Source organism: Stenotrophomonas sp. AR029, assembly GCF_047520695.2.
In the GTDB taxonomy this organism is placed as follows: Bacteria; Pseudomonadota; Gammaproteobacteria; order Xanthomonadales; family Xanthomonadaceae; genus Stenotrophomonas; species Stenotrophomonas sepilia.
The window spans coordinates 183,172-201,154 of sequence record NZ_JAXBQQ020000001.1; the positions used below are offsets into that span (position 1 = coordinate 183,172).

The 17,983-nt window shown below is 67.4% G+C and carries 18 protein-coding genes; 7 read left to right on the forward strand and 11 right to left on the reverse strand.

Features of this window, described 5'->3' with window-relative positions:
* Nucleotides 1-41: 41 nt before the first annotated feature.
* The 5 genes from mtnA to ligA all read right to left on the reverse strand — a co-directional run bounded on the left by mtnA (nucleotide 42) and on the right by ligA (nucleotide 5,981).
* Nucleotides 42-1,106, reverse strand: coding sequence for an S-methyl-5-thioribose-1-phosphate isomerase (mtnA, locus tag ACM0PB_RS00910; RefSeq protein WP_134709517.1), 1,065 nt, complete (start codon nucleotides 1,104-1,106; stop codon nucleotides 42-44).
* A gap of 47 nt (nucleotides 1,107-1,153) precedes the next feature.
* A complete protein-coding gene (locus ACM0PB_RS00915; protein WP_005417382.1) occupies nucleotides 1,154-1,882 on the reverse strand; it encodes a DUF3011 domain-containing protein in 729 nt (242 codons plus the stop codon).
* A gap of 138 nt (nucleotides 1,883-2,020) precedes the next feature.
* The gene (gene epmA / locus ACM0PB_RS00920; RefSeq protein WP_414603777.1) at nucleotides 2,021-2,977 is read right to left on the reverse strand and encodes an EF-P lysine aminoacylase EpmA; all 957 of its coding nucleotides are present in this window, start codon (nucleotides 2,975-2,977) and stop codon (nucleotides 2,021-2,023) included.
* The gene (locus ACM0PB_RS00925; protein WP_053497333.1) at nucleotides 2,974-3,459 is read right to left on the reverse strand and encodes a GNAT family N-acetyltransferase; all 486 of its coding nucleotides are present in this window, start codon (nucleotides 3,457-3,459) and stop codon (nucleotides 2,974-2,976) included. The genes epmA and ACM0PB_RS00925 overlap by 4 nt, the downstream gene beginning before the upstream one ends.
* A 50-nt stretch (nucleotides 3,460-3,509) precedes the next feature.
* On the reverse strand, nucleotides 3,510-5,981 hold the full coding sequence (ligA, locus tag ACM0PB_RS00930; RefSeq protein ID WP_414603790.1) for an NAD-dependent DNA ligase LigA: 2,472 nt from the start codon (nucleotides 5,979-5,981) through the stop codon (nucleotides 3,510-3,512).
* A gap of 259 nt (nucleotides 5,982-6,240) precedes the next feature.
* Between ligA and ACM0PB_RS00935 the strand changes: the two genes are divergently transcribed.
* On the forward strand, nucleotides 6,241-7,365 hold the full coding sequence (locus tag ACM0PB_RS00935) for a pyridoxal phosphate-dependent aminotransferase (RefSeq protein WP_065178621.1): 1,125 nt from the start codon (nucleotides 6,241-6,243) through the stop codon (nucleotides 7,363-7,365).
* Between the two features lie 117 nt (nucleotides 7,366-7,482).
* Here the strand turns inward: ACM0PB_RS00935 and zipA are convergent, their stop codons facing one another.
* From zipA to ACM0PB_RS00965, 6 genes are all read right to left on the reverse strand, one after another.
* The gene (zipA, locus tag ACM0PB_RS00940; protein WP_111127391.1) at nucleotides 7,483-8,223 is read right to left on the reverse strand and encodes a cell division protein ZipA; all 741 of its coding nucleotides are present in this window, start codon (nucleotides 8,221-8,223) and stop codon (nucleotides 7,483-7,485) included.
* Between the two features lie 46 nt (nucleotides 8,224-8,269).
* Nucleotides 8,270-11,773: a chromosome segregation protein SMC gene (gene smc / locus ACM0PB_RS00945; protein ID WP_065178619.1), complete on the reverse strand. Its 3,504-nt coding sequence runs from the start codon at nucleotides 11,771-11,773 to the stop codon at nucleotides 8,270-8,272.
* Between the two features lie 259 nt (nucleotides 11,774-12,032).
* Entirely contained in the window at nucleotides 12,033-12,482 is a 450-nt protein-coding gene (gene rplI / locus ACM0PB_RS00950) for a 50S ribosomal protein L9 (RefSeq protein WP_005417398.1), read from the reverse strand.
* A 104-nt stretch (nucleotides 12,483-12,586) separates the two neighbouring features.
* The gene (gene rpsR, locus ACM0PB_RS00955; protein WP_002804494.1) at nucleotides 12,587-12,817 is read right to left on the reverse strand and encodes a 30S ribosomal protein S18; all 231 of its coding nucleotides are present in this window, start codon (nucleotides 12,815-12,817) and stop codon (nucleotides 12,587-12,589) included.
* A gap of 11 nt (nucleotides 12,818-12,828) precedes the next feature.
* Nucleotides 12,829-13,266: a 30S ribosomal protein S6 gene (rpsF, locus tag ACM0PB_RS00960; RefSeq protein WP_005417400.1), complete on the reverse strand. Its 438-nt coding sequence runs from the start codon at nucleotides 13,264-13,266 to the stop codon at nucleotides 12,829-12,831.
* A gap of 241 nt (nucleotides 13,267-13,507) precedes the next feature.
* A complete protein-coding gene (locus ACM0PB_RS00965) occupies nucleotides 13,508-13,846 on the reverse strand; it encodes a HesB/IscA family protein (protein ID WP_005417401.1) in 339 nt (112 codons plus the stop codon).
* Between the two features lie 128 nt (nucleotides 13,847-13,974).
* Here ACM0PB_RS00965 and asnS point away from each other — a divergent pair, with 128 nt between their 5' ends.
* From asnS to ACM0PB_RS00995, 6 genes are all read left to right on the forward strand, one after another.
* Entirely contained in the window at nucleotides 13,975-15,369 is a 1,395-nt protein-coding gene (gene asnS / locus ACM0PB_RS00970; RefSeq protein WP_005417402.1) for an asparagine--tRNA ligase, read from the forward strand.
* A gap of 30 nt (nucleotides 15,370-15,399) precedes the next feature.
* Nucleotides 15,400-15,699, forward strand: coding sequence for a hypothetical protein (locus tag ACM0PB_RS00975; protein ID WP_005417403.1), 300 nt, complete (start codon nucleotides 15,400-15,402; stop codon nucleotides 15,697-15,699).
* A gap of 5 nt (nucleotides 15,700-15,704) precedes the next feature.
* Nucleotides 15,705-16,019: a hypothetical protein gene (locus ACM0PB_RS00980; protein WP_005417404.1), complete on the forward strand. Its 315-nt coding sequence runs from the start codon at nucleotides 15,705-15,707 to the stop codon at nucleotides 16,017-16,019.
* A 7-nt stretch (nucleotides 16,020-16,026) separates the two neighbouring features.
* Nucleotides 16,027-16,665 (forward strand): FMN-binding negative transcriptional regulator, encoded by a 639-nt coding sequence (locus tag ACM0PB_RS00985; RefSeq protein WP_065178617.1) that lies wholly within the window; start codon nucleotides 16,027-16,029, stop codon nucleotides 16,663-16,665.
* 72 nt (nucleotides 16,666-16,737) lie between these two features.
* Nucleotides 16,738-17,400, forward strand: a complete 663-nt coding sequence (can, locus tag ACM0PB_RS00990) for a carbonate dehydratase (protein WP_005417406.1) — start codon at nucleotides 16,738-16,740, stop codon at nucleotides 17,398-17,400.
* Nucleotides 17,401-17,420: 20 nt separating this feature from the next.
* On the forward strand, nucleotides 17,421-17,942 hold the full coding sequence (locus ACM0PB_RS00995; RefSeq protein ID WP_049439577.1) for a 3-hydroxyanthranilate 3,4-dioxygenase: 522 nt from the start codon (nucleotides 17,421-17,423) through the stop codon (nucleotides 17,940-17,942).
* Nucleotides 17,943-17,983 lie beyond the last annotated feature (41 nt).

A 17,983-nucleotide genomic window follows, 5' to 3' on the forward strand; every position in this document is an offset into this window, starting at 1 on the left:
CACTACCGGGGGCGGAGGTCACGCCGCCCCTCCCCTGCGCCTCAACCGCCGAAGGCGGCGCGCATGTTCTCGGCGGTCGGGTTCAGGATCACCCCGCGCTCGGTCACGATGGCGTCGATCAGCTCGCCCGGGGTGACGTCGAACACCGGGTTCCAGGCGGCAATGCCTTCGGCCACGGTGCGGGTGCCGCCCACGCCATACAGCTCACCCGGGTCGCGCTGCTCGATCTCGATCTGGCTGCCGTCCACGGTCTCCATGTCCACGGTCGAGGACGGCGCCACCACCATGAACTTCACGCCGTGGTGGCGTGCGGCAATGGCCAGTTGGTAGGTGCCGATCTTGTTGGCGGTATCACCATTGGCGCAGATGCGGTCTGCGCCCACGATCACCCACTGCACGGCACCGGTCTTCATCAGGTGCGAGGCCGCCGAGTCGGCGATCAGGGTGGCATCGATACCGTCCTGCTGCAGCTCCCACACGGTCAGGCGTGCACCCTGCAGCCACGGCCGGGTCTCGCCGGCGAACACGCGCGCGATGCGGTGCTGGGCCATGCCGGCGCGAATGACGCCCAGCGCGGTACCGAAGCCGGCGGTGGCCAGCGAGCCGGTATTGCAGTGGGTCAGCACACCGCTGCCAGCCTCGATCAGGCCAGCGCCCAGTGCGCCCATGTGGCGGTTGGCCGCCAGGTCTTCCTCTGCGATCGCCTGCGCTTCGGACTCCAGCAACGCCTTCCAGTCGGCGCCGGCAGCGTTCAGGCAACGGCGCATCCGTGCCAGCGCCCAGGCCAGATTGACCGCAGTAGGGCGCGATGCGTTCAGGCGCTGCAGTGCCGGCTCCAGCTGCTGCAACGCGTGCGCACCGTCGGCGGCCTGCACCTCGCGCGCGGCCAGCACCACGCCCCAGGCGGCGGCAATGCCGATCGCCGGCGCGCCACGCACGGTCAGTGCGTGGATGGCGCTGGCAACCTCGTCACTGTCATGGCAGACCACGTGCTCGACCACGAACGGCAGCTTGCGCTGGTCCAGCAGTTGCAAGGCATCGCCGGTCCACAGGATCGGGCGGATGTGGTCGTAACGGGCGTAGTCGATGTCGGAGGCAGTGTTCATGGGCCCATTGTAGGGCCACGCCCCGCGTGGTTGGAGCCTGCCCCGGCTCAATTCACCGAGAATTCGGCGCGGCAGCCGCCATCCACCCAGATCCCGTTGCGGTTCCAGCCCCAGGTGCTGCCTTCCTCGCAGGGCGTGCTGGACAGCTGCTCGGAGACCACAGCACCCACCGAGATGCTCGCGCCGCAGAAGCGGCGCTTCTTCGACTTCGATTCGCAGGTCAGGCGGCGCGGCACATCGACGAAGCGGCCATCCTCGTCGGCCACCTCGAAATCGCCCTGGCAGCCACGGCTGGTCCAGACTTCATTGCGCTTGTAGCCCCATCCCTGGCCTTCCCGGCACGGCAGCACCGACAACTGGCGAAGCAGGCGCACCGGCGCGCCATCCAGGCGTACCGGGCAACTCTGCGGACGGCCATTGGATTCGCAGCGCACCACGCGGCGCACCAGGCGCTTGCCTTCCGTTGCCGCAGGTGCCGCACCCTGCGCACGGCGCGCCCGGAATTCGGCGCGGCAGCCAAGGGTGACCCACACGCCGCTGCGGTCGGTGCCCCACTCGCTGCCGCGGATGCAGCTGTTGCTCGAGAGCTGGCGCACCAGATCGACGCCGTTGGCCACGTCGATATCGCAGTGCACCCAGCCCATGTCGCGGGACTCGCAGGTCACCACTTCATCGTCGTAGCCCACCTGCTGGGCCGACGCCGGCGACGGCAGCCAGGCACCCCATAGCGCAATGGAGTACATCGGTGCAGCGACAACCGCAAACCACTTGACCAAAGCCTTCCCCAGCAGGAATGGATGAACTGCATGCCAGTGTCCGGCATTGGCCGTGATAAGAGCATCATCCTGCTTACCGACGCAAGCGCACAGAGCCCGCGTTTCGTTCAGCCTGCAATGTTCAGCAACACGCGGGCGTCACGCGTGGGCAAAGTCGTAGGCCAGCACATCGGCAATGCGTGGCGTGCGGTTCATCGCCATCAGCAGGCGATCGACACCCACCGCCACGCCGGCACAGGCCGGCAACGCTGGCAACGCCGCCAGCAGCGCCTCATCCAGTGGCGGCTGCACCTGCCCGCGTTCGTGGCGGCGTTGCTGGTCGCGCCGGAAGCGGGCGCGCTGCTCGTCGGCGTCGTTCAGTTCGTGATAGCCGTTGGCCAGCTCCACTGCACCCAGGTAGAGCTCGAAACGCTCGGCCAGCGGCGGCGTGCCGGCGCGGATGCGTGCCAGCGCGGCCTGGCTGGCTGGCCAGTCATGCACTACGGTCATCACCGCGTCATCGAAATGCGGCTGGATACAATGGGTCATCAACAGGTCGAGCCAGTCATCACGGGTCAATCCGACCGGGTCAATGTGCACCTCGCCCAACGCGGCACGCAGCGTGGACTCATCCGCCTCGAACGGATCCACGCCAAGGTGCTGCTGGAACAGCTCGCGGTAACTCAGCACGCGCAGGGTCGCACGGTGTCCAACCAGGGCCAGCGCCTGCCCGATCAGCTCGGCGGTCTCCTGTACCAGCCGATGGTGGTCCCAACCGACCCGATACCATTCCAGCATGGTAAATTCCGGGTTGTGGCGACCACCGGCCTCGCCATTGCGGAACACCCGGCCCAGTTCGTAACAGTCGCCCACGCCGGCAGCGAGCAGGCGCTTGAGCGGATACTCCGGCGAGGTGCGCAGCCAGCGGCGGCGTCCGCCGGCATCGACATGCCCGGTGAAGTCGGTATGGAAGCTGTCGATGTTCGGCTCGGTGTTGCCTGCCACCGACAGGATCGGCGTCTCCACCTCGAGCACATCGCGCTCTGCAAAGAAGCGGCGCACCAGCGCGTTGAGCGCGGCGCGCTGCTGCAGCGCGCGCAGCAGGGCCTCGCTCACAGGATGCCCTCCGGGCGCGGATGGTCGAGCGGCAGGGTCAGCAGATCGCGCGTATCGTCGATGTAGCCGCTGGCCAGGTACAGGCGGCGTGCCAGTTCGTTGTGGTGGTTCACTTCCAGGCGAAGGCGACTGACGCCACGACCGCGAGCGCGCTGTTCGCAGATGGCCAGCGCCTGCTTGCCGCGGCCACGACCGCGCGCACGATGGCTCAGGTACAGCTCGTCCAGCAGCATGAAGTGGCCGCCCTGCTCCAGGCTGAAGCCCATCGCGATCACCGCGTAGCCGACTACCTCGCCCGCCTCGTCCATCCACAACAGCACTTCGCCATTGCGCGGATCGGCCAGCAGCGCGTCCACGCCGCGACGCACCCGCGCGTCATCGAAGTCGATCCTGTCTTCGGCGTAGAACTCGCGCATCAGCGCGATCAACAGCTCCTCGTCGGCACGGGTGGCCAGGCGGAAATCCAGCGGGGCGGTCTGCATCGGTGTTCCTTTGTGTTTCATGCCGGGCGCGGGGACACCCGGCGGGATCGTCACTCGTGTTCGGCCAGATAGGCCAGCAGGCGGTCTTCGTCCCACACCGGCACGCCCAGCGACTGCGCCTTGTCCAGCTTGGAACCCGCTTCGCTACCGGCGACCACGAAGCTGGTCTTCTTCGAAACGCTGCCGGAGACCTTTGCACCGAGGGCCTCCAGGCGCTCCTTGGCGGCATCGCGGGTGAGCTGGGCCAGGGTGCCGGTCAGCACCACGGTCTGCCCATCCAGCGGGCCGGCCACGATCTCGGCCAGCGCCGGTGCCTTGGCCAGGATCTGCTGCATCGCCTTCTCGGCTGCCAGCAGCATCGCGCCATGGCCCTCGCTGTCCAGCCACTGGGCCAGGCCACGCGCGGTGTCGTCCGGCAATCCTGCGTTGACGAACTGCCCATGCTCGGCGTCGAGCACCGCCTGGGCACCGGGCAACGCAGCCACCAGTCTCTCCGCGCGCAGGCGGGTGATGCCGGGAATCTCTGATTCGACCAACAGCTGCGCCAGGTCCAGCCCCTCGCGCAGCCTGGCGCTGGGCGCGTGCACATCGCTGATGCGGACCTGGCCGACCTGCAGCAGGTCATCGATGGCCTGCTGGTTGCCCTGCTGCTCGAAGAAGTGGCCGAGCGACCGCGCCACTTCGCCACCGATGTCCGGCACACGCTTGAACAATGGCCACGGCAGGTGGCGGATCAGTTCCAGGTCACCGAACCACTGCGCCAGCGCCTTGGCCGTGCTTTCGCCCACGTGCTCGATGCCCAGCGCGAACAGCAGCCGTTCCAGCGTGGCGGCACGACTGGCGTCGATGGCCGCGATCAGATTGTCGGCCCACTTGGTCGCGATCTTCTTCGTGTTCCATTCGAAGCGGGCCGGCTGCGCCAGCGCCTGCGCGCGCCAGCCCGGATCGTTGCCGTCCAGCCTGAGCACCGCATTGAGCACCGCGCCACTGCCTTCAGCCGGCAGGTGCAGCTTCAGTGCGGCGGCCAGCGCCGAGGGATCTTCAGCGTCCAGCACCAGCTTCAGGTGCAGCAGCTGGTCACGACTGAGCCGGTACAGGTCGGCCACGCTCTTGACGATGCCAGCGTCGACCAGGGTTTCAATGTACTTGTCGCCCAGGCCGTCGATGTCCATCGCGCGGCGCGAAGCGAAATGGGCAATGGCTTCCTTGCGCTGCGCCGGGCAGGACAGCTCGCCCGAGCAGCGCCATGCGGCCGCCCCTTCCTCGCGCACGATCTCCGAGCCGCACACCGGGCAGCGCGTCGGCATCTGCCAGGGCGTGGTGCCCTGCGGGCGGCGATCGAGGATGACGCTGACCACTTCCGGGATCACGTCGCCGGCACGGCGCACGATCACGCTGTCGCCGACGCGCACGTCGAGGCGTGCGATCTGGTCGGCGTTGTGCAGCGTGGCGTTGGACACGATCACGCCGGCCACGGCCACCGGTGCCAGCCGCGCGACCGGTGTGGCCGCACCGGTGCGGCCGATCTGGATCTCGATCGCCTCCACCGTGGTGCTCTGTTCCTGTGCCGGGAACTTGTGCGCGATGGCCCAGCGCGGCGCACGCGAGACAAAGCCCATCGCCTGCTGGCCGGCACGGTCATCGAGCTTGTAGACCACGCCATCGATATCGAACGGCAGGCCGTCGCGGCGCTCGCCGATATCGCGGTAGTAGCCGAGCAGGCCGTCGGTGCCTTCCACCACCTTGCACAGCGCGCTGACCGGAAAGCCCCAGGCGCCGAGCTGCGCCAGCGTGCCCGAATGGGTATCGGGCAGCTCGCCGCCCTGCACTTCACCAGTACCGTAGGCAAAGAAGCTCAACCTGCGCTGCGCACTGATCTTCGGGTCGAGCTGGCGCAGCGACCCGGCCGCCGCATTGCGCGGGTTGGCCAGCACCTTGCCGCCGTGCAGGCGCGCACGTTCGTTGTATGCCTCGAAATCGGCACGCGCCATGTAGACTTCGCCGCGCACCTCCAGCACATCCGGCCAGTCCTTGCCGTACAGCCGCTTGGGAACATCGCCGATCTCGCGCAGGTTGGCGGTCACGTCCTCGCCGGTGCTGCCATCGCCGCGGGTCGCGCCGAGCACGAAATGACCATCCTCATAGCGCAGGCTGATCGCCAGGCCGTCCATCTTCGGCTCGGCCGAAAACTGCAGGCTGCGGCGGCCCAGGCGTTCATCGATGCGGCGCACGAAATCCGCCACTTCCTCATCGCTGAAGGCGTTGGACAGCGACAACATCGGCACCGCATGGCGGACTTCGGGGAAACGGCCGGAGGGACGCGCGCCGACCTGCTGGGTCGGACTGTCGGCCCGGGCCAGTTCCGGATGTTCGCGCTCCAGTGCTTCCAGCTCGCGCACCATCCGGTCGTAGTCGATGTCGGGGATCTCCGGGGCGTCCAGCTCATGGTAGGCGCGGTTGGCCTGGGCGATCTGCCGGCGGAGATCTTCGGCGCGTTCGGCGGGGCTGGAGCTCATCGGAATCCGCTGGTTCTGGGATGGCCGGGGATTCTACCGCGCCCGGCCGTCAGGCCCTGTAATGCCCCCCCTTCGCAGCGCCGAGCCATGCTCGACGGGCGCCCCCCCCTGCCCTGGTGGATGCCAACCATCTCCCCGCCCCGGCAGGTGCCCAACCTTGGTTGGCACACCTGCAGCCGACCATGGCTCGGCACTACAAAAAGCGGGCTTGCCGCCCACCGCAACCAGCGCTAGCGTGCGAAGGCTACTCCTCGGAATCCCACCCGTGACCCTGCCTGCTTCCCGTAGACGCTTCCTGCAACTGGCCGGTGCCGGCCTCGCCGTCGCTGGCAGCGGACTGCCGCGGCTTGGCCAGGCCCAACCTGCGGCCGCCGTCGCCCCGGCCCCTGCCGAAGGCGTCGTACTGCTGAACTTCAACGAGTGCCCCTACGGCCCCTCGCCGGCGGCCCAGCAGGCCGCGCGCGACAGTATCGCCAGTTGCGGCCGCTACCGCTTCGCCCTGGCCGCACAGGTGCGCGATGCCTTCATCGAGCAGGCACGTATTCCGGCCGACCACGTGCGCCTCTATCCCGGCTCAAGCGAGCCGTTGAACCGCGCCGCCACGGTGTGGACCGGGCCGCAGGCGGGATTGGTGGTGGCCGACCCGACCTTCGAGACCCTGGGCGAGGTCGCCGCTGCTCGCGGCGCCCATGTGCAGAAGGTGCCGCTGCGCGACGACGGCGCGCATGATCTGCGTGCGATGGTCGCCGCCGCGCAAGCGCGCCCGACCGGGCTGGTGTATGTGTGCAATCCAAACAACCCGACCGGTTCGATCAGCCCACCGGATGAGCTCGCCTGGCTGCTGGCCCACAAGCCCGCATCAACCCGCGTGCTGGTCGACGAGGCCTACCTGCAGTACAGCGAGCAGCCGAGCCTGATCGCGCAGGTTGCGCAGCGCGATGACCTGATCGTGCTGCGCACGTTCTCCAAGCTGTACGGCATGGCCGGCCTGCGCCTGGGCGTGGCGGCCGCACATCCCGACCGCCTGCGCGAACTGGCCAGCCTGGGCGACAACCCACTGCCCGTGCCAGCACTGGCCGCAGCACTGGCCAGCCTGCAGGATCCCCAGTTGATCGCGCAGCGGCGCCTGCAGAATGCCCAGGTGCGGCAGGCCACCATCGCGTGGCTGGGCAAGCGTGGTTTCAGCTGCGTCCCGTCGGAAGCGAACTGCTTCGTGGTGGATGTGCAGCGCGACGGTGCCGCCTTTGCCAAGGCGATGGCAGACAACGGCGTGATCATTGGCCGCAGCTGGCCGATCTGGCCACAGCGCGTGCGCGTGACCGTCGGCACCGAAGACGAGATGGCCGCATTCCGCCGTGCGTTCGCCAAGGTGGCCGGCGTACCGGCCTGACCCCGTTGGTGGGGGCGAACTTGGTTCGCCCCATCCACGCATGGCGTGGATCTGCTGTTGTGGATGCCGACCATTGGTCGGGGTGGGTGCCGACCGTTGGTCGGCACGCCATGGCGCTCACCAGCGCGGGGTCTTGGTCAGCGGCGGTGCCTGGTGCTGGCGGTCGTAGGCACGCAGCTCGTCGCGGATGTGCGCGATGCGCTGGCGGCCCAGGGCATTGCGGCTGTCATCCAGCACCACGCCATCGAGCAGCTCGGCCATGCGCTGCACGGTCGGCAGCATCTTCTCCCAGGCATCAAGCGCGGTCAGCGGCGCCGGCAGGGTCAGGAAGAAGGCGATGGCCGGGGTTTCCATGGCACGGATGTTGGCCATGTCGAAGCTGCCCGGCTTCATGATGCTGGCCATCGAGAAGATCGGGCCGCGCTCGGGGTGGCCTTCCACCAGGCGGTGGAACACGTTCATGTGGCCGAATACCAGGCCGGTCTTCTCCGCCGCCACCACGATGTCTTCGCCGCGCAGCTGCTCGCCGGCACGGGCGGCCACGAACAGCGAGACGATCTTGTCGAAATCCTGGGTGGTGCGCTTGCCGAGGTCGTTGGCCGCGCCCGGATCGGTGTCGGCCAGGCCAAGTTCGGCCTGCTCGCCTTCGCCGCCCATGCCCGGTTCGACGCGGCCCTCGGCCACCACGACGCCGTCCTCGCCCAGGACCGGTTCGCGGCGCTCGCCACTGGTCGGTTCCGCGTTTTCCACGCGGCGCCCCTGGGGCTTTTTCTTCGGACGGCCAAACAGGAAGATCGCGGCGATCAACAGCAGGCCGGCGGCCAGGATGCCGATGCGCAACAGTGCCGTGTCGGACATTCGATAGGTTCTCCGGCTAGTTCATTCAGGTAACTAGGATGGCACGTCAGGCCGCGCCCGCCAATCGCGCGGCTTCTTCCAGGTCCACGCTGACCAGGCGGCTGACGCCCGGCTCACGCATGGTCACGCCCGACAGCTGGTGCGCGGCCTCCATCGTCGCCTTGTTGTGGCTGACGAACAGGAACTGCACCTTCTCGCTCATTTCCTTGACCATGTTGGCCAGGCGGCCGACGTTGGCTTCGTCCAGCGGCGCGTCCACCTCGTCCAGCAGGCAGAACGGGGCGGGATTCAACTGGAAGATGGCGAACACCAGCGCCACCGCGGTCATCGCTTTCTCGCCGCCGGACAGCAGCGAGATGCTGGACACGCGCTTGCCCGGCGGGCGCGCCATGATGGTCACGCCCGTGTCGAGCAGGTCTTCACCGGTCAGTTCCAGGTAGGCGTGGCCGCCACCGAACAGGCGCGGATACAGGGCCTGGACGCCGGCGTTGACGCGGTCGAAGGTGTCCTTGAAGCGCCCGCGGGTCTCGCGATCGATCTTGCGGATGGCATCCTCAAGTGTTTCCAGCGCCGTGGTCAGGTCGGCGTGCTGCGAATCCAGGTAGTCCGAACGCTGCGAAGCCTCGCCGTACTCGTGGATGGCGGCCAGGTTGACCGGCTCCAGCCGGCGCATGCGTGCGTCGATCTGGTGCACGGCCTGCTCCCAGTCGCCCAGGCGGGCGTCCTCGGGTAGTGCATTGAGCACGTCCTGCAGCACGAAGCCGGCCTTTTCCACCGCCGCCTGCAGGGTGTCGGCGCTGAGCACCAAGGCCTGCTGGTCGAGCTTGCGCTGCGAAATGCGCTCGCGCTGGGCCAACGCCTGCTCGTCGCGCTGGTGGCGGGTCTGCTCGTAGTTGCGCAGCTCGGCGTCGATGCCGTCCAGCAGCGTTCGCGCCTCGGTCAGCACACGGTCGGCCCGCACGCGCTCTTCCAGCGCGTTCTGGTGTTCGGCCTGCAGCGATTCGACCGGCGAATCCCCTTCGTCCAGCTGCGAGTGCAGCTCGCCCAGCCGCGCGTCCAGCTGCCCGCGCTGGGTGCCCATGCGTTCCAGCGCCTGGCTCAACGAGTCCAGCTGCGCGCGCTGCGATTCCAGGGTCAAGGCCAGCGAATGCGCGCGCTCGCGTACCGCGCGGGCGGCATCGCGGGCCAGGTCACGGGCCTCGGTCAACTGCCGACGTTCGCCCTCCAGCCGCTGCCGGGTCGATTCCAGGTCGCCCATGCTGCTGACCGCACTCTCCAGCCGCGAGCGCGCTTCACGCGCCTGCTCGTTGTTGGCTTCCAGCGTTTCCTGCAACTGCTTCAGCTCGCCCTCGATGCGGTCGATGCGGGTGCGTGCCGCTTCCACCTTGCCCTGCTGGCCCTGCAGCTGGCCGGCCAGCTCGGACACCGCGCGGTGGGCCTGGTAGAGCGCGCGCTGCGCGTCCTCGCGCTGCTGCTCGGCCGCCTGCAGCTGCTCACGGAAACCGCTCAGCTGCTCTTCCAGCTCGGCCTCGCGGTCCTGCAGCTGCTCGATCTGCTCACGCAGTTCGTTGATCTCACGCTCGCGCAGCAGCGCGCCCTGCTCGGCGGCACCGGAGCGCGACACGCGCAGCCAGCCCTGGCCCAGCCGCTCGCCGCCCTGGGTGATGATCGAATCGCCTTCCGGCAGGCTGGCCTGCAGGGCCTTCGCCTCGGACAGGTCCTTCGCACCATGCAGGTGCGCCAGCAGCCGACGGATCGCCGCCGGGCCGCGCACGCGTGCCGCCAGCGAGGTCGGCGCCACCTTCAGTTCAGCAGCATCGTCGGCGACCAGCGCAATGTGGCCTTCGCCAAGTTCGCCCAGCGCGCCGACCAGGCTGGCCGGGTCATCGACCAGCACGCCTTCGATCAGCTGGCCCAGCGCACTTTCCACCGCGTTCTCCCAGCCGGCATCCACGTCCAGGCGTTCGCCGACGCGCGCCGCCGAATCCAGCCCGCGCGCCTTCAGCCAGGCCACGGCTGCACCCTGCTCCTGGCCCAGCGCGGCCTGCTGCAGGGTTTCCAGCGAGGCCAGGCGACCGCGCAGGCCGTTGGCCTGCTTGCGCAGTTCAGCCAGTTCGTTCTGGCCATTGCGCTGCTGTTCCTGCACTGCCGTCACGCCCTGCTTGCGCAGCTCGACGTCTTCGCTCAGTTCATCCAGTGCGGCCTTCTGCGTGTCGTGCTGCAGCTGCAGCTGCTCGAAGGCTTCTTCCAGCGCGTCCACGTCCAGGCCTGCGCGTTCGGCGGCCAGGGCCTCGCGACGCCGGTCGGCGTCGAGGATCTGCTTGTCCAGGTAGTCCACGCGCGTGCGCTCGACATCGCCGGCGCGCGAGGCTTCCGAACTCTGCGAGGTGTGCTGTTCCCAGCGCTGCTGCCAGCTGGCCAGCCGCTCTTCAGCCTCACGCAGGCTTTCCTGCTTGATCTCGTTTTCTTCCTGCAGTGCTTCCAGCTGCGGAGTGGCGGCCTCCACCGCCTCGCGCAGCACCCTCAGTCTGGCCTCGTCGCCGCTGATGTGCTGGCCCAGTTCAGCCAGCGCCTGCTGGGTTTCATCGCGCGCCTTGTGCAGGCGCTGCGACAGCTCGCGCTGGTGCTGGATCTGCTGTTCCAGGCGCGCCAGCGTACTGCCGACCTGGTAGACCGCAGCCTGCGCGGTGTTCAGCGCGTCGGCGGCCTCTTCGCGCCGCGCGCGCGAGGTCTCGATGCGCGCCTCGGCATCACGCTGGTCGGCGATCAGCTGCTGCAGCCTGGTCTCTTCCTGCGACAGGCCTTCGCGCAGCTTCGACAGGCGCCCGTCGAGGCCGCGGAATTCCAGCGCCTTCCACTCGGCATCCTTGACCCGGCGCTCTTCCTGCAGGGCCTGGTACTGCTCGGCCTGCTTGGCCTGGCGCTTGAGGTGCTCCAGCTGCTTGCTGATCTCGTCGCGCAGGTCGCCCAGCCGGTCCAGGTTCTCGCGGGTGTGGCGGATGCGGGTCTCGGTCTCCTTGCGGCGCTCCTTGTACTTGGAGATGCCGGCCGCCTCTTCCAGGTAGACGCGCAGGTCTTCCGGGCGCGCCTCGATGATCTGGCTGATCATGCCCTGCTCGATGATCGAGTAGCTGCGCGGGCCCAGGCCGGTGCCGAGGAACAGGTCGGTGATGTCGCGGCGGCGGCACTTGGTGCCGTTGAGGTAGTAGTTGCTGGTACCGTCGCGGCTGACCGTGCGCTTGACCGAGATTTCGTTGAACGCGGCGTACTCGCCGGAGATCGTGTGGTCGGAGTTGTCGAAGATCAGCTCGACCGTGGCCTGCGACACCGGCTTGCGGGCGTTGGAACCGGAGAAGATCACGTCGGTCAGCGAGTCGCCGCGCAGGCGGCTGGCCGAGCTCTCGCCCATGACCCAGCGCACGGCGTCGATGATGTTCGACTTGCCGCAGCCATTGGGGCCCACCACGCCGGTCATGTTGGTCGGCAGGTGCAGGGTGGTCGGATCGACGAACGACTTGAAGCCGGACAGCTTGATCGTGGAAAGACGCATAGGGGTTCCGGACTGGGGCCGGCAAGCGGCCTGCGTTTACCCTCCAAGTCATTGATCCTGTTGGGATCGATGCCCGTGGAACGGGTGTGACGCCCTGAGTATACCGATGTGGCCGTGTTCTACGAATGGGCGTGGAACATTGCCCGGCCCTGCCCCGCCGGCCGCACGTGGCCCGAGCTGGCGAAACGGAACCATAAAACAAAACGGGCACCCTTGCGGGCGCCCGTTCTGCGGTGATGCCAGGCCTTGCGGCGTGGGATCAGGCTTCGGCGACGACGACGACCTTGACGGTGGTCTCGACGTCGGCGTGCAGGTGGACCAGCACGTCGTATTCGCCGATGTTGCGGAAGGCGCCTTCACCCAGGATGACTTCGCTCTTCTCCAGCGGCAGGCCGGCGGCAGTGAAGGCTTCGGCGATGTCGCGCGGGCCGACCGAGCCGTACAGCTTGCCTTCGGTCGAAGCGTTGGCGGCGATGGTCACGCTCGCGCCTTCCAGCTTGGCCTTGCGGCCTTCAGCTTCTGCGTGGATGGCCTGGGCCTTGGCTTCGTACTCGGCGCGCTTGGCTTCGAACTCGGCCTTGTTGCTCTCGGTGGCCGGCACGGCCTTGCCCTGCGGCACGAGGAAGTTACGGCCGTAGCCCGGCTTCACGTCGACCAGGTCGCCCAGGTTGCCGAGGTTGGTGACTTTCTGCAGGAGGATCAGCTGCATGGTATTGCTCCAGATGAGTTATTCGTTAGCGAGGCGATGCCCCGCAACAAAGGCTGTCCGAATAGCTGGCACAGCGGGGGCGGCACCGGGCCGCCCCGCCGGCATCAGACGTCGTGGTTGTCGGTGTACGGGATCAGGGCCAGGAAGCGGGCGCGCTTGACGGCGGTCGCCAGCTGGCGCTGGTACTTCGACTTGGTACCGGTGACGCGGCTCGGCACGATCTTGCCGTTCTCGGTCAGGTACTGGCGCAGGGTGTTGAGATCCTTGTAGTCGATCTCCTTCACACCTTCAGCAGTGAACTTGCAGAACTTGCGGCGACGGAAGAACTTGGACATGGGAAGGCTCCTTAGGCGGCGGAAGCGGCGTCGTCGCCGGCTTCGTTGTCAGCGGTGGTGTTGGACTCGCCTTCTTCGTCGTCACGACGACGGCGCTCACCGCGCTCCGGCTTGTCACCCTTCTCGTCCTTGCTCTTCATGATCAGCGACTGCTCGGTGTCAGCCTCGTCACGCTTGATGACCAGGTTGCGCAGCACGGCGTCGTTGAAGCGGAAGCTCTCGGTCAGTTCGTTCAGAACGGCCTGGTCGGCTTCGATGTTCATCAGCACGTAGTGGGCCTTCACCAGGTTCTGGATCGGGTACGCCAGCTGGCGGCGGCCCCAGTCTTCCAGGCGGTGGATGGTGCCGTTGCCGTTCTCGACCAGCGACTTGTAGCGCTCGATCATGGCCGGGACCTGCTCGCTCTGGTCCGGGTGGACCATGAACACGATTTCGTAATGACGACTCATGTTTTTTCTACCTTTCGGATGTGGCCTTTCGGCCGGACAGCCCCCCGCCGTTGAGACCGCGGTGGGGCAAGGATTCCCGCCAGGAAGGCAGGAAGCCGCGCATTATGGCGCAGATGGGGATGGCGGGCAACCGGGGGCACCCGACCTTCTGAACCGGGATGCCCAGCCCCGGTACCGATCAAGGTCGGCACCCACCAGGCGGGTAGCGCCGGCCATGCCCGGCGGGCGCCAAAGCCGCGCGTCAGGCCTTGTCGGCGTCGGTGGTGAAGCTTTCGCCGCAGCCGCACTCGGCGGTGGCGTTCGGGTTGCTGAACGTGAAGGTCTCGCTCAGGCCATGCTTGCCGAAGTCGATCACGGTGCCGTCCACCAACGCCAGGCTCTTGGCGTCGACATAGATCTTCACACCGTCCTGGTCGAACACGGTATCGCCCTCGCGCTCGTCGCGGGCCAGGTCGGTCACGTGGCCCCAGCCGGAGCAGCCGGTCCTGGTCACGCCGAAACGCAGGCCCAGCGCGCCGGGGGTCTGGGCGACGAAGCGCTGCACGCGCTCGAAGGCAATGGGGGTCAGGCTGACGGCCATGGGGCTACTCCAGAGGTACGGGGACATTATAAGGAGCCGTTGCCACGAAAAATGCCTCGCAAGCAGAACGCTGCAACCGGTAAACTCCCGTGTTCACAGATCGAGTCGATCAGCAGAGGATTCAAGTCATGACGGTGGTCAGCGTTGAACATGCGCTTGCCGGGAAGATCCCGGAAGGCGGCGAAGTCACGGTACGCGGATGGGTGCGCACGGTGCGCGGTTCAGCGAATCTGGCCTTCGTGAATGTGAGCGACGGCTCCTGCTTCGCCCCGATCCAGATCGTGGCCAACGACACCCTGGCCAACTTCGACGAGATCAAGCGCCTGACCAGCGGCTGCTCGGTCATCGGCACCGGCACCCTGGTGAAGTCGCAGGGCAAGGGCCAGTCGTTCGAGATCCAGGCCAGCGCACTGGACGTGGTCGGCTGGGTCGAAGACCCGCTCACCTACCCGATCCAGCCCAAGCCGATGTCGCCGGAGTTCCTGCGCGAAGTGGCGCACCTGCGCCCGCGCACCAACCTGTTCGGCGCAGTCACCCGCATCCGCAACTGCCTGGCCCAGGCCGTGCACCGCTTCTTCCACGAGAACGGCTTCAACTGGATCAGCACCCCGATCATCACCACCTCCGATGCCGAAGGCGCCGGCCAGATGTTCCGCGTGTCCACCCTGGACATGGTGAACCTGCCGCGTGACGAGAAGGGCGCGATCGACTTCAGCCGCGACTTCTTCGGCAAGGAAACGTTCCTGACCGTGTCCGGCCAGCTGAACGTCGAGGCGTACTGCCTGGCGCTGAGCAAGGTCTACACCTTCGGCCCGACCTTCCGCGCCGAGAACAGCCACACCACCCGCCATCTGGCGGAGTTCTGGATGATCGAGCCGGAAATCGCCTTCGCCGACCTGGCCGAAGACGCACGCCTGGCCGAAGAGTTCCTGAAGTACCTGTTCCGCGCCGTGCTGAACGAGCGCAGCGACGATCTGGCCTTCATCGCCGAGCGCGTGGACAAGAACGCGATCACCAAGCTGGAAGATTTCATCAACGCACCGTTCGAGCGCATCGACTACACCGATGCGGTCAGCCTGCTGCAGAAGTCCGGCAGAAAGTTCGACTTCCCGGTGGAATGGGGCCTGGACCTGCAGACCGAGCACGAGCGCTGGCTGACCGAGGAGCATGTCGGCCGTCCGGTGGTGGTGACCAACTATCCGGAGCACATCAAGGCCTTCTACATGCGCCTGAACGACGACGGCAAGACCGTTGCCGCGATGGACGTGCTGGCCCCGGGCATCGGCGAGATCATCGGTGGCAGCCAGCGTGAGGAGCGCCTCGACGTGCTGGACGCGCGCATGGCCCAGTTCGGCCTGGATCGTGAGCACTACAGCTGGTACCGCGACTTCCGCCGCTATGGCTCGGTGCCTCACGCCGGCTTCGGCCTGGGCTTCGAACGCCTGGTGGTGTACGTCTGCGGACTGTCCAACATCCGCGATGCGATCCCCTACCCGCGCGCCCCGGGCAGCGCGGACTTCTAAGCCCCACACGTCCACGGAGGTACGGCTCCCATGACCCTGTTCTTCGCCCTGTGTTTCGTCGGCGTTGCGGTGGCCGGGTTCAGTGCCTTCGTGATCTTCTGGCCGCTGACCCTGGTGCACGTTCGCGACCGCCATCCGGCGCTCGCCGAGCGCTTCGGCAGCGGCGCCTTCCTCAAGCCCGATGCCCTGGCCTGGCTGTTGCGCCGCGACTATCGCCAGCAGCCGGACCGCTCGCTGTCCGGGCTGGCGACGCCGGCCTGGGTATCGCTGCTGACCCTGCTGGCCGGACTGGGCATGGCCGCCCTGCTCTGGCTGGCCTCGCTCTGGTAACCCCCATGAATGACATTTCCGCCTCGCGCGACAGCTGGTGGCTGGCCAGCCTCGGCAACACCCTGATCTGGGCGCGCCTGCGCGTTCGCCCGGCCGGCACCGCTGAGGTGCTCGACAGCGACGGCAATACGCTGAGCTATGACAGCGAAGACACCGCCCGTTCGCAGCTGTTCGACGCCGAATTCGTCGAGTATGACGGTCTGGACGAGGAAGACGCGCTGGTGCGCGGCTTCAGCCTGCACGAAGTGCAGCCGCCGCAGGCCGACAACGACGAAGGCCTGCGCGGCCGCATGATCCAGTCGCTGGGCGCGCGCGCCTGATCCAGGCATGTTCACTCCACGCGCCTTCGCCGAGACCGACCTGCTCTGGCTGGACCGCCTGCTGGCGCGTGATCCATTCGTCACGGTGCTCACCCCCGGCAGCGATGGCCTGCCGGAGCTGACCCGGATGCCGGTGCTGTACCGGCGCGAGGGCGAGCGCATCGAGCTGCGCGGGCACTGGGCCCGCGCCAACCCGCAGTCGCGCCACGGCGGTGCGGCCAAGGTGCTGGTCGACGGACCACACGGCTACGTCTCGGCCAGCTGGTATCCGGACAAGGAGCCTGCCGCACGGGTGCCGACCTGGAACTACGCCGCCGCCGAGCTGCGTGGCCAGTTGCACACCTTCGACGATACCGATGCGCTGGCCGGGCTGGTCGGCGCGATCAGCGACCACTTCGAAGCCAGCGTCGGCCAGGCCTGGCAGTTCGATGCCACGCGTGCCGAACATGGCCCGGAACTGCGTGCCATCGTCGGCTTCCGTTTCCAGGTTGAACACGTGCAGCTGAAGCTGAAGCTGAGCCAGAACCATCCCGACGCCAACCAGCGCGCCGTGATCGCCGAACTGGAACAGCTGGGCACCCCTTCCTCCACCGAGTTGGCGCAGTGGATGCGCTGGCACCGCGAACAGGCCGCCCGCAGCGGCTGAACACCCCCGATTCCCGCGACGTCGCAGCTGGATGGCTGCGGTGCGCCCCCACCCGACGCCAGGGACCCGAACATGAAAGACATCCACAAGCTGCTGCAGAACAACCGCGACTGGGCCGACCGCATCGAGAAGGAGGACCCCGACTTCTTCCACCAGCTGGCCAAGCAGCAGCATCCCGAGTACCTGTGGATCGGCTGCTCCGATTCGCGCGTGCCGGCCAACCAGATCATCGGCATGGCGCCGGGCGAAGTGTTCGTGCACCGCAACGTCGCCAACGTGGTCGCCCACACCGACCTTAACTGCCTGAGCGTGGTGCAGTACGCGGTGGACCAGCTGAAGGTCAAGCACATCCTGATCGTCGGCCACTACGGCTGCGGCGGCGTGCATGCCTGCCTGCACAACACCCGCGTCGGCCTGGCCGACAACTGGCTGCGCCATGTCGGTGACGTGGTGCAGAAGCACCAGGGCATCCTCGACGCCATCGAAGACGACGAACTCAAGCACGCCCGGCTGTGCGAGCTGAACGTGATCGAGCAGGTCGCCAACCTCTGCCGCTCGACCATCGTGCTGGATGCCTGGGCCCGCGGCCAGAAGCTGATGGTGCACGGCTGGGTCTACAGCCTGAAAGACGGACGCGTGCGTGAAATGGGCATCGACGTCGGTTCGCTGGAAGAGCTGCAGCCAGCGTATGAAAAAGCGCTGTCCTTCGTGCCGCGCAAGGGCCGTCGCGACTGATCCCCACACGGATGACCACCATGCTCGCTCCACCGATCAACCTGCACGCCTGGATCGAAGAGAACCGCCACCTGCTGAAGCCGCCGGTGGGCAACAAGATGATCGACAACGGCGATTTCATCGTGATGGTGGTCGGCGGGCCGAACTCGCGTACCGACTACCACTACGACGAAGGCCCCGAGTGGTTCTACCAGCTCGAAGGCGAGATGGTGCTGAAGGTGCAGGAGGACGGCGCGGTACGCGACATTCCGATCCGCGCCGGCGAGATCTTCCTGTTGCCGGCGAAGGTGCCGCACTCGCCGCGGCGCCCGCCCGGGGGCATCGGCCTGGTGGTCGAGCGCAAGCGGCTGCCGCATGAGATGGACGGCGTGATCTGGCACTGCGAGCGCTGCAACCACAAGCTGCACGAAGAGTATTTCCCGCTGCAGAACATCGAAACCGACCTGCCCAAGGTGTTTGCGCGCTACCACGCCAGCCTGGAACTGCGTACCTGCAGCCAGTGCGGGCACGTGGATCCGCTGCCGGTGCCGGCGGCGGGCTGAGCACCTGCCCCTGTAGAGCCGAGCCCATGCTCGGCTTCGTG

Bases quoted from the DNA above. Each gene is read 5' to 3' on its own strand.
- mtnA (WP_134709517.1), bottom strand. From the start codon at position 1,106: ATGAACACTGCCTCCGACATCGACTACGCCCGTTACGACCACATCCGC.
- ACM0PB_RS00925 (WP_053497333.1), bottom strand. From the start codon at position 3,459: ATGCAGACCGCCCCGCTGGATTTCCGCCTGGCCACCCGTGCCGACGAG.
- zipA (WP_111127391.1), bottom strand. From the start codon at position 8,223: ATGTCCGACACGGCACTGTTGCGCATCGGCATCCTGGCCGCCGGCCTG.
- smc (WP_065178619.1), bottom strand. From the start codon at position 11,773: ATGCGTCTTTCCACGATCAAGCTGTCCGGCTTCAAGTCGTTCGTCGAT.
- rplI (WP_005417398.1), bottom strand. From the start codon at position 12,482: ATGCAGCTGATCCTCCTGCAGAAAGTCACCAACCTCGGCAACCTGGGC.
- rpsR (WP_002804494.1), bottom strand. From the start codon at position 12,817: ATGTCCAAGTTCTTCCGTCGCCGCAAGTTCTGCAAGTTCACTGCTGAA.
- rpsF (WP_005417400.1), bottom strand. From the start codon at position 13,266: ATGAGTCGTCATTACGAAATCGTGTTCATGGTCCACCCGGACCAGAGC.
- ACM0PB_RS00965 (WP_005417401.1), bottom strand. From the start codon at position 13,846: ATGGCCGTCAGCCTGACCCCCATTGCCTTCGAGCGCGTGCAGCGCTTC.
- asnS (WP_005417402.1), top strand. From the start codon at position 13,975: ATGACGGTGGTCAGCGTTGAACATGCGCTTGCCGGGAAGATCCCGGAA.
- ACM0PB_RS00975 (WP_005417403.1), top strand. From the start codon at position 15,400: ATGACCCTGTTCTTCGCCCTGTGTTTCGTCGGCGTTGCGGTGGCCGGG.
- ACM0PB_RS00980 (WP_005417404.1), top strand. From the start codon at position 15,705: ATGAATGACATTTCCGCCTCGCGCGACAGCTGGTGGCTGGCCAGCCTC.
- ACM0PB_RS00985 (WP_065178617.1), top strand. From the start codon at position 16,027: ATGTTCACTCCACGCGCCTTCGCCGAGACCGACCTGCTCTGGCTGGAC.
- can (WP_005417406.1), top strand. From the start codon at position 16,738: ATGAAAGACATCCACAAGCTGCTGCAGAACAACCGCGACTGGGCCGAC.
- ACM0PB_RS00995 (WP_049439577.1), top strand. From the start codon at position 17,421: ATGCTCGCTCCACCGATCAACCTGCACGCCTGGATCGAAGAGAACCGC.